12 protein-coding genes and 1 pseudogene are annotated in these 14,299 nt (G+C 59.6%); 9 read left to right on the top strand and 4 right to left on the bottom strand.

The features are described from left to right. Positions 1-51 precede the first annotated feature (51 nt). Positions 52-831, top strand: coding sequence for an N-acetylmuramoyl-L-alanine amidase (locus tag V476_RS10095; RefSeq protein ID WP_024961491.1), 780 nt, complete (start codon positions 52-54; stop codon positions 829-831). A 28-nt stretch (positions 832-859) separates the two neighbouring features. On the opposite strand, the gene V476_RS10090 is transcribed toward V476_RS10095, so the two are convergent. Then, on the bottom strand, positions 860-2,647 hold the full coding sequence (locus V476_RS10090) for a KinB sensor domain-containing domain (RefSeq protein ID WP_010413459.1): 1,788 nt from the start codon (positions 2,645-2,647) through the stop codon (positions 860-862). A gap of 10 nt (positions 2,648-2,657) precedes the next feature. After that, positions 2,658-3,557 (bottom strand): annotated as a pseudogene (locus V476_RS10085) (sigma-54 interaction domain-containing protein); the annotation flags it as partial. A 35-nt stretch (positions 3,558-3,592) separates the two neighbouring features. On the opposite strand from V476_RS10085, the gene V476_RS26965 reads away from it, so the two are divergent. Continuing rightward, positions 3,593-4,968, top strand: a protein-coding gene (locus V476_RS26965) for an IS3 family transposase (RefSeq protein WP_103715870.1) whose coding sequence is annotated in 2 segments (ribosomal slippage) — positions 3,593-4,064 and positions 4,064-4,968 — 1,377 coding nt in all. Because the reading frame shifts where the segments join, the coding sequence is not laid out codon by codon here. 146 nt (positions 4,969-5,114) lie between these two features. Here the strand turns inward: V476_RS26965 and znuA are convergent. Further along, positions 5,115-6,056, bottom strand: a complete 942-nt coding sequence (gene znuA / locus V476_RS10070; protein WP_024959389.1) for a zinc ABC transporter substrate-binding protein ZnuA — start codon at positions 6,054-6,056, stop codon at positions 5,115-5,117. 67 nt (positions 6,057-6,123) lie between these two features. Between znuA and V476_RS10065 the strand changes: the two genes are divergently transcribed. From V476_RS10065 to V476_RS10050, 4 genes are read left to right on the top strand one after another with little or no spacing between them, the layout of a single operon-like run. After that, positions 6,124-6,606 carry a Fur family transcriptional regulator gene (locus V476_RS10065; RefSeq protein ID WP_003425978.1) on the top strand — a complete coding sequence of 161 codons (483 nt, stop codon included), beginning with the start codon at positions 6,124-6,126 and terminating at the stop codon, positions 6,604-6,606. Continuing rightward, the gene (gene znuC, locus V476_RS10060; protein ID WP_003341613.1) at positions 6,606-7,391 is read left to right on the top strand and encodes a zinc ABC transporter ATP-binding protein ZnuC; all 786 of its coding nucleotides are present in this window, start codon (positions 6,606-6,608) and stop codon (positions 7,389-7,391) included. Before V476_RS10065 ends, znuC begins: the two co-directional genes overlap by 1 nt. Continuing rightward, positions 7,384-8,172, top strand: coding sequence for a zinc ABC transporter permease subunit ZnuB (gene znuB, locus V476_RS10055; protein WP_024959390.1), 789 nt, complete (start codon positions 7,384-7,386; stop codon positions 8,170-8,172). The genes znuC and znuB overlap by 8 nt, the downstream gene beginning before the upstream one ends. Positions 8,173-8,210: 38 nt before the next feature. Further along, entirely contained in the window at positions 8,211-8,927 is a 717-nt protein-coding gene (locus V476_RS10050) for a PA5502 family lipoprotein (RefSeq protein WP_024650022.1), read from the top strand. Positions 8,928-9,102: 175 nt separating this feature from the next. Here the strand turns inward: V476_RS10050 and katE are convergent, their stop codons facing one another. Further along, entirely contained in the window at positions 9,103-11,253 is a 2,151-nt protein-coding gene (gene katE, locus V476_RS10045) for a catalase HPII (RefSeq protein ID WP_024959391.1), read from the bottom strand. A 307-nt stretch (positions 11,254-11,560) separates the two neighbouring features. Here katE and V476_RS10040 point away from each other — a divergent pair, with 307 nt between their 5' ends. Genes V476_RS10040 through V476_RS10030 form a run of 3 tightly spaced genes read left to right on the top strand, consistent with a single transcriptional unit; the run spans position 11,561 to position 14,067 of the window. Beyond that, positions 11,561-12,568, top strand: coding sequence for a methionine ABC transporter ATP-binding protein (locus V476_RS10040; protein WP_024959392.1), 1,008 nt, complete (start codon positions 11,561-11,563; stop codon positions 12,566-12,568). Further along, on the top strand, positions 12,568-13,242 hold the full coding sequence (locus V476_RS10035) for a methionine ABC transporter permease (protein WP_003317371.1): 675 nt from the start codon (positions 12,568-12,570) through the stop codon (positions 13,240-13,242). The genes V476_RS10040 and V476_RS10035 overlap by 1 nt, the downstream gene beginning before the upstream one ends. 51 nt (positions 13,243-13,293) lie before the next feature. Beyond that, positions 13,294-14,067: a MetQ/NlpA family ABC transporter substrate-binding protein gene (locus tag V476_RS10030; protein WP_003392501.1), complete on the top strand. Its 774-nt coding sequence runs from the start codon at positions 13,294-13,296 to the stop codon at positions 14,065-14,067. Positions 14,068-14,299: the final 232 nt, after the last annotated feature.

The raw sequence follows: 14,299 nt of genomic DNA, 5'->3' as shown, positions 1-14,299 counted from the left end.
TCGCACACATTTTGTTATGATGTTTCATTTCCTGCCGACGCTGCCGACCTCATGAAGCTGTATTTCTCTGCCTTGCTCATGCTTCTCCTCACTGCCTGTGCCAGCGGCCCCAGGCTGGACACCAGCCATCCCTCGGTAAATTTCGATGGCCGTGCCCAGTACATCGTGATGCATTACACCTCGACGTCGCTGGAACGCTCGCTGCAATTACTGACCCATGGCGAGGTCAGCGCCCACTACCTGATCGGTGACGACAGCAAGGCCACCATCTACAAGCTGGTCGATGAAAGCGCGCGTGCCTGGCATGCCGGCGAAAGCGAGTGGGAAGGCCGTACCTGGCTCAACTCCAGTTCGATCGGCATCGAGATCGTCAATCCGGGCTTCAAGGAAACGCCGACAGGTCGCCTGTGGTATCCGTACACCGAAGCGCAGACCCAGTCGATCATTGTCTTGCTCAAGGACATCGTCAAACGCAACAGGATCGACCCCAAACACATCATCGGTCATAGCGACATCGCCCCGTTGCGCAAGCAGGATCCGGGGCCATTGTTCCCATGGAAACGCCTCGCTGCCGAAGGTCTGGGCAACTGGCCGGACGAACGCCAGGTTGCCCAGCGTCAGGCATTGCTGGCAGTCAATCTGCCGAGCATCACCTGGTTCCAGCAGCAATTGGCACGCTTGGGCTACAGTACCCCGCAGACCGGTGAACTGGACGTCGCAACACGCCAGGTACTGGCCGCCTTCCAGATGCACTATCGCCCGGCACGCTTCGACGGCGAGCCTGACGCACAGAGCGCGGCCATCCTGCAGGTGCTCAATCACTCGAATTGAAGCGCGTGAGGGCTTGGTGCTCAAGCCCTCAGAGCGGTAAAGCCATATAGAACTGCGTGCCCTGCCCCGGCCGTGAATAAACGCCCATGCGTCCGCCGTGCAGCTGGACAATCTCCTTGCACAGCGCCAGCCCGAGCCCGGCGCCGCCTTTCTTGCGGCCGACCTGGACGAAGGGTTCGAAGATCCGCCCCTGCTGTCCGTAGGCAATGCCCTCGCCGTTATCTTCGACGCTGATGATCGCCCGCTCACCGTGACGCCTGGCCTGCAGGCGAATCAGGCCGTTCGGCGGCGTGTGACGCAAGGCATTGTCCAGCAGATTATCCAGTACCCGCTCCAGCTGGGACTGATCGGCATGCAGGCGCGGCATCGGCTCCTGCATATCCAGCATCAGCACAATATCCTGCTCCTGGGCCTGATCCTCAAAGCGCGCCTTGGCTTCTTGCAGCAAGGTCTCGATGGAGCACGGTGCAAGTTTGAGCTTCTGCAGACCGTTCTGATAACGCGAGAAATTCAGCAGGTCGTTGATGAGCTGCATCAGGCGCTGCATTTCTTCGGTGACCGTATTGAGCAGATCGGCCTCACGGGACTCGGGAGCAAAATGCAGACGCTCCTGAAGAAGGCCGAACGCCATGTGCATCCCCGTAACCGGCGTGCGCAACTCATGCGAGGCGCGCAGGACGAACTCGCTGCGTACCCGCTCGAAAGCACGTTGCTCGGTCACGTCGTGCAGCACCATCACCGCACCCAGGATGTGGCCTTTGGTGTGGCTGACCGGCGTCATGCTGTAGGTCAGCAGTCGCGACTCGCCGTCGATTTCGATGGCCAGGTCTTCCGGCGCACGTTCCAGCGTTCCGCCTCGCAGCACCAGATGCAATTGCTCATCCAGCTCGGGGCGGCCCAACGCCTCGCCCAGACTGTGCCCGAGGCGACTCTCGTCCCATCCGAGCTGGCGCTGCGCAACAGGGTTGAGGTGCTCCAGGTGGCCCTGGCGATCAATCATCAGCAGGCCATCGTCGATACTGTCGAGAACCGCCTGCAGACGTTGCTGGCCCGCCAGAAGCTCATCGACGTTGGTCGCCTGATGCTGGCGCAGGGCTTCGGCCATGATGCCGAAGCGCCGGGTCAGCAGGTTCATTTCGGCGGCCGAGGAAATGGGCAGCGTGACCTCGTAATCACCCTCACCAATGCGATCGGCAGCCTTGGCCAGCGCCTCGATCGGCGCACCGAAACGGCGGGCGATGCCATGCGCGGTCACAAAGCCGATGCACAGCACAGCCAGCCCGACCAGGCCCAGCAAGCCGGCGATCCACAATGCACGATCCCTGGAGTTGATCTCGGCGTTGCTGATGTTCTCCAGCGCCTTGCGATGCACATCCATCAGACCGTTACGCAACGTGTCGAAACTTTCGCTCAATTGCGAGTTGCCGCGTATGCCTCGCGGATCATTGCCATACTGCTGCCAGGCGGCAATGAATCGCTGATAATCGCCTCGGGTCTTCTCAAAACCGTTGCGCACATCTTGCTGGGTGTCCTGCGCCGATCCCTCCTCCAGCAGCTCTTCGAACTGCTTCTGCATTCTTTGCAGCTCAGGCTCATTGCGATTGGAACCGGTCATCAACACCAACTGATCACCCATGTTCTGACGCAACTTCAGACCCAGATCGAGGATGGCGAAGTTATGCTGAATCAGCGATTCCTGAGTACGGGCCATCTGCATGACACTGACGAGCCCCAGCAGCAGCCCGAGCAAAGCGACCGTGATCAGCGCCGAAATGCTCAGAAAGAGGCGGGTGCGCAACTTCATGGCCAGCTTCATTTGAGGTATTTCATAGGTTGTACTGTTTTCGTTTGCGGTAAAGCGTCGAAGCATCGATACCCAGGGTCTTGGCGGCCTGATCAAGGGTCTCACTGGTTGCCAGTACGGCCCCGATGTGCGCCTTTTCAAGCTCGTCCAGACTCAAGGCCGCTCCCACCCGCGGTGCGTTGTTGGTCGGTTGCTCAGCCATGCCCAAATGACTGACCTCCACGCGCTCCTGTGGACAGATAATGCTGGCTCGCTCGATCACGTTGCGCAGCTCACGAATGTTGCCCGGCCAGCGGTAATTGAGCAGTGCCGCTCGGGCCTCTTCGCTGAAGCCGCGAGCCGGACGGGCGTACTCCTTGACGAAACGCGCCAGAAAGCGGTCCGCCAGGGTCAGAATGTCTTCGCTGCGCTCACGCAGGGCTGGCAGATTCAGGGTAATCACGTTCAGGCGGTACAGCAGATCCTCACGGAAACGTCCGCTGCGCACCATGTCCTCAAGGTTGAGGTTGGTGGCGGCCAGGATGCGCACGTCGGCACGTCGGGTCACCGGGTCACCGACGCGCTCGTATTCCTTGTCCTGAATGAAGCGCAGCAACTTGGGCTGCAGCGTCAGCGGGAAGTCACCGATTTCGTCGAGAAACAGGGTGCCGCCATCGGCCTGATTGACGCGACCCAGCGTACTTTCGCTGGCGCCGGTAAAGGCGCCGCGGCTGTGGCCGAACAGTTCGCTTTCCATCAGTTCTGCAGTCAGCGATGGGCAGTTGATCGTGACGCAGGACTTCTTGGCGCGTTTGCTCCAGCCATGAATCGCCCTGGCCAGTTCGCCCTTACCGGTACCCGACTCGCCCAGAATCAGGATGTTGGCATCGGTTACCGCAACCTGACGGGCCGTTTCCAGAATGGCCATCATCGAAATGGTGTGACCCCCGAAGGTTGGATGCAACCTTTGGAGGCGTCATGGGTAAATATACAGAGCAGGCAAAACTCGCAGCCGTGAAAGAGTATTGTGCTGGCAAGGCAGGTTTGAGGGATGTTGCGCATCGCCACGATGTGGATTTTTCCTGCCTTAGGCAGTGGGTTGCGGCCTATCAGATTCATGGCGTAGCGGGCCTGCAAGAGAAAAAACGCCAGCGCTACAGTGACGAGTTCAAGCTGACTGTTTTGAAGCGCATGCATGATGAGCGTTTATCTCTGCGCCAGACAGCGGCCTTGTTCGATATCCGTCAGTTCGGCATCATCGGTCTATGGCAGCGCCATTATGAAGAAGGGGCCTTTGATGCCTCCTCCAAGCCACCCACAAAAGCCGGACGCCCAAGAAAGATGACGACTGCACTTCCGCCTGTGAACGCCCCCTCAATCGACGATGAATCGCGCTCGCGTGACGAGTTGCTTGCCGAGGTGAAGCAACTGCGGATGGAGGTCGACTATCTAAAAAAGCTCGATGCCTTGGCTCAGAAGAAGCAACGAATAGCGCAACAGAAAAAGCGCAAATCGTAACCGAACTGAGACTGGGGCATTCTCTGGGTGGCCTGCTGAAGCTTGCCGGTCTGGCGCGCAGCACTTTTTACTATCAACAAAAGGTACTGCAAGCGGGCGATAAGTACGCCGGGCTGAAAGACCTGATTCAGACAGTTTTCTACGATCATAAAGGCCGGTATGGCTATCGTCGTATCACGGCGGCGTTGCGGCGCGCAGGCCATCTTGTGAACCACAAGACGGTGCAGAAACTGATGGGGCAGCTTGGCCTGAAGAGCCTGGTGCGAGTGAAGAAATACCGCTCTTACAAGGGCGAAGTAGGCAAGGCTGCGCCCAACATTCTCAAGCGTGATTTCAAGGCCCAGCACCTTAATGAAAAATGGGCCACGGACGTCACCGAGTTCAAAGTGGGAGGCCAGAAGCTCTATCTGTCGCCCATCATGGATCTGTACAACGGCGAAATCATTTCCTATGCAATCGCCAGGCGCCCGCTGTACTCCATGGTGGACGAAATGCTTGAAGGAGCGTTCAAGAAGCTTGAGCCGCATGAAAAGCCTATTTTGCACTCAGACCAGGGCTGGCAATATCGGATGCCTGTTTACCAACGATTACTCAATGAGCATTCGATCACATGCAGCATGTCGCGCAAGGGCAACTGCTACGACAACGCGGCTATGGAAAGTTTTTTTGGCACGCTGAAGTCCGAGTTTTTCTATCTGAACAAATTTAACAATCTGGATGAGCTTCATGCGGGCATCGACGAGTACATTGAGTATTACAATCAGTCACGCATCAAACTGAAACTTAACGGCCTGAGCCCTGTGGAGTTCAGAATGCAGGCCGCTCAGGCAGCGTAGAAATAATCGTCCAACCTTCGGGGGTCATACCAGAGCATGGGCACGATAGTGTTATCCCTGACGACTATCGTTCCTCACGCTCTGGTGTGAATGCAGTTCGTGACGCTCTGCGTCACACGGCAGTGCTGCGATGTGGGCGGTGGCAGTCAGAGACTGCTCAGGCAACCCGCCAAATCATCAGCCAGCTTTTGCAGTACTTGCTCGTAACCCTGCGCGGTGGCTGGGGTGTAGCCGCCCAGTCCGTCCAGTTCGGCCAGTTTGACCGGCAGGCCGGTGCTCAGTGTTTCGGTCAGGCGCGGGCGCAGGGGTGGTTCGCTGAATACGCAGGTCTTGCCGGCAGCTTTCAGGCGTTCGCGCATGGCGGCGACGTGCTGGGCGCCGGGCTGGATCTCGGCGGCGATGGCGAATACCCCGGCATGCTTGAGCCCATAGGCCTCTTCGAAATAATCGAAGGCCTCGTGGAACACGAAGTACGGCTTGCCTGCCACTGCGCTGACACGCTGCTTGATACGAGCGTCCAGCGTATCGAGACGTTTGCTGAAGGCCTCGGCATTGCTGGTGTAGCGTGTTGCATTGGCAGGGTCGGCAGCGCTCAGGTCAGCGGCCATTTTTGCGGCGATCACTCGCGCGTTGACGGTCGACAGCCACAGGTGCGAATCGAGACTGCCTGGCCGGTGGTCGTGGTCATGTTCATCTGCGTCGTTGTCGTGATCATGCTCGTGGTCATCATGCGAGGCGTTGTCTTCGCCAAAGTGGCGCAGGTGCATACCCGGCAGTGTCTGCACGGCAACCGTAGGCAGTTTGCGGCCTTTCAGGACGCGCGGCAGGAAGGTTTCCATGTCCGGGCCGATCCAGTAGAGCAACTCGACGTCCTGTACCCGCCGTACGTCGGATGGGCGCAGTGCGTAGTTATGCGGTGAGGCACCCGGTGGCAGAAGCACTTCCGGGTTACTGACGCCGTCCTGCACAGCCGCCGCAATCAGCTGCAGAGGCTTGATACTGGTCAGCACTCGGACCTCAGCCTGAGCAGGGGCGATGATCAGCAGGCTGACCCAGAAAACAGCAGCAAGATTTAAAAGACGGCGCACTCGAATCACTCATATCAGCCAGGAACGGGTAACATAATAACGTCTCTAGCCAATATCGTCGCTGCTCATGCCCAATACTCCCCTGGCCAGTCGCCCCCATGACCACTCTCACTGCGTGCATTCGGCCCTCGCCGAAGCTGATGCGCTGTGCGCCAAACAGGGTCTGCGCCTGACCACCTTGCGCCGTCGCGTGCTGGAACTGGTCTGGCAAAGCCACAAGCCGCTGGGTGCTTACGACATCCTTGCAGTGCTGAGTGATGAAGACGGTCGCCGTGCGGCCCCGCCAACCGTTTACCGTGCGCTGGATTTCCTCCTGGAAAACGGGCTGGTACACCGGATTGCCTCGCTCAACGCCTTCACGGGCTGCAACCACCCCACCCACGCGCATCAGGGCCAGTTCCTGATTTGCCGCTTGTGTCATGCGGCGATCGAACTGCAGCACCCGGCCATCAGCAATGCCGTGGTCGACGCCGCCGCAGGCGTCGGCTTCGCGGTGGAAGGCCAAACGGTCGAGATCGTCGGCGTGTGCGCTGGCTGCAAGGCCGCTTGATGTCGGATGCATTGATACGTCTGGACAAGGTCGCCGTTACGCTTTCCGGGCAAAACGTCCTGGATGACATCCAGTTGAGCGTCAAGCCTGGCGAGATCGTCACCCTGATCGGCCCCAACGGTGCTGGCAAGACCACGCTGGTGCGTGCGGTGCTGGGGTTGCTCAAGCCCGACTCCGGTAGCGTCTGGCGCAAGCCGAAGTTACGTGTCGGCTACATGCCGCAAAAACTGCATGTGGACCAGACGCTGCCGCTGTCGGTGCTGCGTTTCCTGCGCCTGGTTCCCGGTGTGGATCGCACGGCCGCAGCGTCGGCGCTGGAAGAAGTCGGCGCCGGAAAGGTCATCGATAGCCCGATTCAAGGCATTTCCGGTGGCGAGATGCAGCGTGTTCTGCTGGCACGCGCGTTATTGCGCAAGCCTGAGTTGCTGGTCCTCGACGAGCCGGTGCAGGGTGTCGACGTGGCCGGACAGGCCGAGCTGTACAGCCTGATTACCCGGCTGCGCGACCGCCACCAGTGCGGCGTGCTGATGGTTTCCCACGATCTGCATCTGGTCATGAGCACCACCGATCAAGTGGTGTGCCTGAACCGCCACGTTTGTTGCTCCGGGCATCCCGAGCAGGTCAGCCATGACCCGGCCTTTGTCGAGCTGTTCGGCAAAAATGCGCAGAGCCTGGCGATTTATCACCACCATCACGACCACGCCCATGATCTGCATGGCGCGGTGGTGAATGACGCTGCGACCTCCCACACTCATGTTCACGGAGACGGCTGCAAGCATGGCTGATTTTCTACTGTATGCCTTGCTCGCAGGCGTTGCTCTGGCCGTGGTCGCTGGCCCGCTGGGATCATTCGTGGTCTGGCGGCGCATGGCGTATTTTGGCGACACACTGTCCCACGCCGCGCTGCTCGGCGTCGCGCTGGGCTTCCTGCTCGATATCAGTCCGACCATCGCGGTGACGGTCGGCTGCCTGCTGCTGGCGGTGTTGCTGGTCACGTTGCAGCAGCGCCAGCCGCTGGGGTCGGACACGCTGCTGGGGATTCTGGCACCAAGCACCTTGTCGCTGGGGCTGGTGGTGCTCAGTTTCATGCACGAAGTGCGCATCGACCTGATGGCCTACCTGTTTGGCGATCTGCTGGCCATCAGCCCGGCTGATCTGGGCTGGATTCTGGGCGGCAGCACGTTGGTGCTGGTGCTGATCGTCGCGCTGTGGCGCCCACTGCTGGCAATGACCGTGCATGAAGAACTGGCGCGTGTCGAAGGCCTGCCGGTTGCTACACTGCGCATGACGTTGATGCTGCTGATCGCGGTGGTGATCGCGGTAGCGATGAAAATCGTCGGTGTTCTGCTGATTACTTCGCTGTTGATCATCCCGGCGGCTGCGGCACAGCGTCACGCCCGTTCGCCGGAGCAAATGGCGCTGGGCGCGAGCCTGTTAGGCGTGATAGCCGTGTGTGCCGGGCTATCATTGTCCTGGTTCAAGGACACCCCTGCCGGACCGTCTATAGTGGTATCTGCTGCGGCGTTGTTCTTGCTCAGCTTTGTTCTACCCAGGCGAGCGGTGTAGACTTGCTCGTTTTTTGCGCAAACTAGAGAATCGCAGGAATGAAGCCGTTCGCCCCACGCTATCTGCTGCTTGTCGCATTTTCCATCCTGTTGGGTGCCTGCCAGAGTGCGCCCACTGTCGAGGCGCCTGGCTCCGAGTCTCAGCCTGACGCGTTCGCTCAGCTCGAGCAGAACATCGCCGGCAATGAGCTGGCAACCGCCGAGGACCAATTGGCGGCGTTGCAGGCGGCCAATCCTGCCGACATCCGTCTGGAGCCTTTTCAGCGTCGTCTGGCCGAAGCCTATCTGAGCCGCAGCCAGATCAGCCTGCAGAAGGGTGACATGAACGCGGCGGCCTCTGCGCTGAGCCGTGCACGCGCCCTGATGCCCAAGGCACCGGCGCTGACCAGTGGCGTCAACGGCGCCATTGCCCATGCACGCAAGGCCGAGCTGGAAAAAGCCGAAGCGGATTTGAAGGCGGCCGAAGCCAGAAGGGTTGCCAAGCTGATTGATCCGTCGGCAGAAAGCACGACGATTGAGCTCAAGATCGGCGATATGCGTGCATTGCGTCGTCAACTGAACGATATCGCAGCCGATACCGTAGCGTTCAATTGTGAAGTGCTGATGGTGGTGCCGCGCACCGAAGACTATCCGTGGCTGGCTACGTTGCTGACCAAGCGGGTGGTCAAGACCAATCCGGATTTCGAACTGCAATTGCGTCGCCAGATCGAGCGCAATGAAAAAGCGCAGATCATCCTGACGCCAGCCAAGTCCTGAGTCGATCCTTCAAAGCGGACGCAGAGCGTCCAGAACTGCATTCCTACGCGGAGCGTGAGGAACGAGAAGTGTTCGGGAGTATAAGCGGGGGGAGAGAGCGTAAAAGCGGACGCAGAGGGTCCGGAAAGGCGCTCCCACGCCGGAGCGTGGGAGCGATACGCGTAGCAGCGTCAGATCAAGCCGGAACAGCCTTGGCTTTCACTTCACGATCCCACACACGGTGCTGAGCAATCGCGTGGAAGAACGCTTTGAACGACTTGCTATCGGATACCTCCAGCAGGCCCGCATCTTTTTCCAGGCGTAGCGTCTTCAACAGCTCTTCGGCTTCCCCGGCAAAGGAGATGGCTTTGAGGTGCTTGTAGGCTTCCAGGATGAAGTGCAATGCCACGCCGTCGCCTTCCAGCGCTTTGATCGACGCCTTGCCACCCGGCACGAAGACTGCGTCGAACGCTACCGAAGGCAGGCCTTCAGCCGAAGCGTCCACCGGCAGGCTCTTGCCGTCAGCTGTCTTGACCGGTGCGGAGGTCGGGCCCAATACCTTGGCGTGTGCGCCTTCGGCAGTCAGCGCGGCTTTCATGGCTTCGACCGCTTTGCTGTCGACGCCATCAGCCACCAGAATGGCAACCTTGCGCGAAACGATATCGCCAGACAGCAGGTTGACCTGGCTCAGCGCAGGCGACTCTTTAACCGAAGTCTGACGCACAGGTACGGTACCGGCAGTCGGTGCTGGCAAGCCGAGGTTAGCGGCTACACGCTTGGCCAGCTCCAGATCGATGTTGGCCAGAATCTCGTTGACCTGACGGGCACGAATGTACTCGCGCTCGACCTTGCCCAACTCGAAGCTGTAGGCCGCGATGATGTGCTCTTTCTCGTGATGGCTCATGCTCTGGAAGAACAGGGTGGCCTGCGAGAAGTGATCGCCGAACGATTCGCTGCGCTCACGCACCTTGTGCGCTTCAACACGCTCAGGGTAGGTCTCGAAGCCGCCATCTACCGGGCCGGCAGGGGTTTCTTTCGGCCAGCCGCCATCGATCGAGTTCGGCTCGTAGGAAGCGCGGCCCTTGTCGATAGTGGTGCGATGCTGTGCATCACGCTGACCGTTGTGGTTCGGTGCAATCGGACGGTTGATCGGGATTTCGTGGAAGTTCGGCCCACCCAGACGGCTGATCTGCGTGTCGGTGTAGGAGAACAGGCGACCTTGCAGCAGTGGATCGTTGGAGAAATCGATACCCGGCACGATGTGGCCCGGGCAGAAGGCGACCTGCTCGGTCTCGGCGAAATAGTTGTCCGGGTTACGGTTCAAGACCATCTTGCCCAGCGGGGTGACCGGGACCAGTTCTTCCGGGATGATCTTGGTCGGATCGAGCAGGTCGAAGTCGAACTTGTGCTCGTCTTCCTCGGCAACGATCTGTACACCCAGTTCCCATTCCGGGTAGTCGCCCATCTCGATGGACTCCCACAGGTCGCGGCGGTGGAAATCGGTGTCCTTGCCAGCGAGCTTCTGCGCCTCGTCCCAGACCAGCGAGCAGACGCCGAACTTGGGCTTCCAGTGGAACTTCACGAAGCTCGACTTACCTTCGGTGTTGATGAAGCGGAAGGTGTGGATACCAAAGCCCTGCATGGTGCGCAGGCTTTTCGGGATCGCACGGTCGGACATGGTCCACAGCACCATGTGCGCGGATTCCGGCACCAGCGAGACGAAGTCCCAGAAAGTGTCGTGAGCCGAGCCACCCGTCGGGATTTCGTTGTGCGGCTCGGGTTTCACCGCGTGCACGAAGTCAGGAAACTTGATCGCGTCCTGAATGAAGAACACCGGCATGTTGTTGCCCACCAGGTCGAAGTTGCCTTCGTCGGTGTAGAGCTTGACGGCAAAGCCACGCACGTCACGCACGGTATCGCCCGAGCCGCGTGGGCCCTGAACGGTGGAGAAACGCACGAACACCGGAGTCTTCTTGCCCGGATCACGCAGGAAGCCTGCTTTACTCAGGGCGCCGTGGTCTTCGTAAGTCTGGAAATAGCCATGCGCTGCAGTGCCACGGGCGTGGACGATACGCTCCGGAATACGCTCATGGTCAAAGTGCGTGATCTTTTCACGCATGATGAAGTCTTCGAGCAGCGATGGGCCGCGGCTGCCGACTTTCAGGGTGTTCTGGTTATCGGAAATCTTGACGCCGTGGTTGGTGCGCAGGGCCTGCTGGGTCGCGTCCGAGCGAAACTGCTCGAGACTTTCCAGCTTTTCGTTGGTATTGCCACGGTCCAGGGTGTCGGTACCTGCCATTTCGCTCTTGGGCGTTTCGGTTACAGGTGGTGCGTTCTTGCTAGCCATCAGAGACTCCTTATCTCGCCCCAATCATTGAGTTGGGTTCGCTGATTACGACTTCCCTGGCGTAAGCGGGAAATCACGGTATCCATGAAGTGACCGGAGCAAAAAACAGCCGTTCCTTTTATTTTCGTCATACGCTCACCAACGGTCGTGTTATGCCCATTGCGCAGGACCGCCGGTAAATAAATGCTAAGCACAGCGGGCCGGACAGGCTAAAATGCGCGCCCGGCTTTATCTGGCCGAGGTAACGAAGCAGGTGGTGCTCTAGCCACTGCGCTGATTTTTTAACGCGCCCCACAAGGTTCGCTCCGTGATCGAGTTTCATAACGTCCACAAAACCTATCGGGTGGCAGGCAAGGAAATACCGGCCCTGCACCCCACCAGCCTGCGCGTCGACAGCGGCCAGGTGTTCGGCATCATCGGCCACTCCGGCGCGGGCAAAAGTACCCTGCTGCGCCTGATCAACCGCCTGGAAACCCCGAGTGGTGGACAGATCGTGGTCGATGGCGAAGACGTCACTGCGCTCGACGCCAATGGCCTGCGCCGCTTCCGCCAACAGGTCGGGATGATTTTTCAGCACTTCAATCTGCTGGCGTCCAAAACCGTGGCCGACAACGTCGCCATGCCGCTGACCCTGGCAGGCGATATGCCGCGCAAGCAGATCGACCAGCGCGTGGCCGAGTTGCTGGAGCGCGTCGGCTTGTCCGATCACGCCAAAAAGTACCCGGCACAACTGTCGGGTGGCCAGAAGCAGCGCGTCGGCATCGCCCGCGCACTGGCTACCAAACCAAAAATCCTGCTGTGCGATGAAGCCACCAGCGCGCTGGACCCGCAGACCACTGCGTCGGTCTTGCAACTGCTGGCCGAGATCAATCGTGAGCTGAAGCTGACCATCGTGCTCATCACCCATGAAATGGACGTGATTCGTCGCGTCTGCGATCAGGTGGCCGTGATGGACGCCGGAGTGATTGTCGAGCACGGCAAGGTCGCTGATGTGTTTCTGCATCCACAACACCCGACGACCAAGCGCTTTGTGCAGGTCGACGAGCAGGTCGACGAAAACGAGCAGCGTGACGACTTCGCTCATGTTCAGGGCCGTATCGTGCGTCTGACGTTTCAGGGCGAGGCCACCTACGCGCCGTTGCTCGGCACAGTGGCGCGGGAAACCGGAGTCGATTACAGCATCCTCGCCGGTCGTATCGACCGCATCAAGGACACTCCTTACGGGCAGTTGACGCTGGCCATCACCGGCGGCGACATGGACGCCGCCTTTGCGCGCTTCACCGCCGCTGATGTTCATATGGAGGTGCTGCGCTGATGGACGCTTTTCTGAACCTGTTTTCCAATGTCGACTGGTACGAGATCTGGGTGGCCACTGGCGACACGCTGATCATGCTCGGTGTATCGCTCGGTTTCACCATCCTGCTCGGCCTGCCGCTGGGCGTGCTGATGTTTCTCACCTCGCCGCGTCAGTTGCTGGAGCACAAGCAGCTGTATGCCACGGTCGGGGTGATCGTCAACATGCTGCGCGCGCTGCCGTTCATCATCCTGCTGATCGTGATGATGCCGTTGACCGAGATCATTACCGGCACGTCACTGGGCATCCTCGGCACATTGCCTCCGCTGATCGCTGGCGCCACGCCGTTCTTTGCGCGCCTGGTAGAGACAGCCTTGCGCGAAGTGGATCGCGGCATCATCGAAGCCACCCAGGCCATGGGCGCGACCACTCGGCAGATCATCGTCAAGGCGCTGCTGCCTGAGGCGCGGCCTGGCATTCTGGCGGCGATCACAGTGACCGCTATTGCGCTGGTGTCTTTCACGGCCATGGCCGGTGCAGTGGGCGCTGGCGGGCTGGGCGACCTGGCGATTCGTTATGGTTATCAACGCTTCCAGAACGATGTGATGTTCGTGACGGTCGTATTGTTGCTGGTGCTGGTGCAGATTCTGCAGACCATCGGCGACAGACTGGTCGCGCATTTCACACATCGTTGATCGAACCCGTTGGTATTGGCCCGTCTCGTACGGGCCCAAAGGAGTTGTTGTATGAAGAAACTATTGGCCATATTCGCTGCTGTCACCGCTTTGTCCGCGCAGGCCAACGAAACTCTGACCGTCGCGGCCTCTGCCGTGCCGCACGCCGAGATTCTCGAGTTCGTCAAACCGACCCTGGCCAAAGAAGGCGTGGATTTGAACATCAAGGTGTTCAATGACTACATTCAGCCTAACGTGCAGGTGTCGCAGAACCGTATGGACGCGAATTTCTTCCAGCACCAGCCGTATCTGGATGAGTTCAACAAGGGCAAAGGTACTGATCTGGTGGCCGTGGCCAAGGTGCACATCGAGCCTTTCGGCGCTTACTCGGACAAGCTCAAGACGCTGGCAGACCTGCCCAACGGTGCCAACGTCGCGCTGCCCAATGACGCCACCAACGAAGGCCGCGCCTTGCTGCTGCTGGCCAAGGCAGGTCTGATCACCCTGAAGGATCCGGGCAACATCCTGTCCAAGCCTTCGGATGTCGTGAATAACCCGAAAGACCTGAAGTTCCGTGAACTGGAAGCGGCCACGCTGCCCCGCGTGCTGACTCAGGTCGATCTGGCGCTGATCAACACCAACTACGCTTTGAGCGCCAAGCTCGATCCGACCAAGGACGCGCTGATCATCGAAGGTGCCGATTCGCCCTACGCGAACATTCTGGTGGCCCGCCCGGACAACAAGGACTCGGACGCGATGAAGAAGCTGGTAGCCGCCTTGCAGAGCCCGGAAGTGAAAACGTTCCTGGCCGAGAAGTACAAAGGCGCTGTGGTTCCGGCGTTCTGATTTAGCTGCCTGCAGAGGATCGAGCGCGACGCGATACCCTCGATCCCGAGCCAGCTTCAAGTTGGCTCGACGCTCAGGGCGCTGTGTGGCAACCATCATGGCCCGCGCGCACTTCTACAGAACCTGTTCTGGATCAGTCTGGTAATCTGTCCCGGTGATTCCAGCCCTCTGGCCTGTCGCTGGTGATCTTGCTGACTGGCTCGGGGCAACGCTCAAACTTTGGTCCTTCAGG

The organism is Pseudomonas syringae KCTC 12500 (assembly GCF_000507185.2).
GTDB lineage: Bacteria > Pseudomonadota > Gammaproteobacteria > Pseudomonadales > Pseudomonadaceae > Aquipseudomonas > Aquipseudomonas syringae.
This window is presented reverse-complemented; position numbering and strand designations above follow the sequence as displayed.

Coding starts and splice junctions, on each gene's coding strand:
- katE (WP_024959391.1), bottom strand. CDS start 11,253: ATGGCTAGCAAGAACGCACCACCTGTAACCGAAACGCCCAAGAGCGAA.
- znuB (WP_024959390.1), top strand. CDS start 7,384: ATGGCTGATTTTCTACTGTATGCCTTGCTCGCAGGCGTTGCTCTGGCC.
- V476_RS10090 (WP_010413459.1), bottom strand. CDS start 2,647: ATGAAGCTGGCCATGAAGTTGCGCACCCGCCTCTTTCTGAGCATTTCG.
- V476_RS10030 (WP_003392501.1), top strand. CDS start 13,294: ATGAAGAAACTATTGGCCATATTCGCTGCTGTCACCGCTTTGTCCGCG.
- znuC (WP_003341613.1), top strand. CDS start 6,606: ATGTCGGATGCATTGATACGTCTGGACAAGGTCGCCGTTACGCTTTCC.
- V476_RS10095 (WP_024961491.1), top strand. CDS start 52: ATGAAGCTGTATTTCTCTGCCTTGCTCATGCTTCTCCTCACTGCCTGT.
- V476_RS10050 (WP_024650022.1), top strand. CDS start 8,211: ATGAAGCCGTTCGCCCCACGCTATCTGCTGCTTGTCGCATTTTCCATC.
- V476_RS10035 (WP_003317371.1), top strand. CDS start 12,568: ATGGACGCTTTTCTGAACCTGTTTTCCAATGTCGACTGGTACGAGATC.
- V476_RS10065 (WP_003425978.1), top strand. CDS start 6,124: ATGCCCAATACTCCCCTGGCCAGTCGCCCCCATGACCACTCTCACTGC.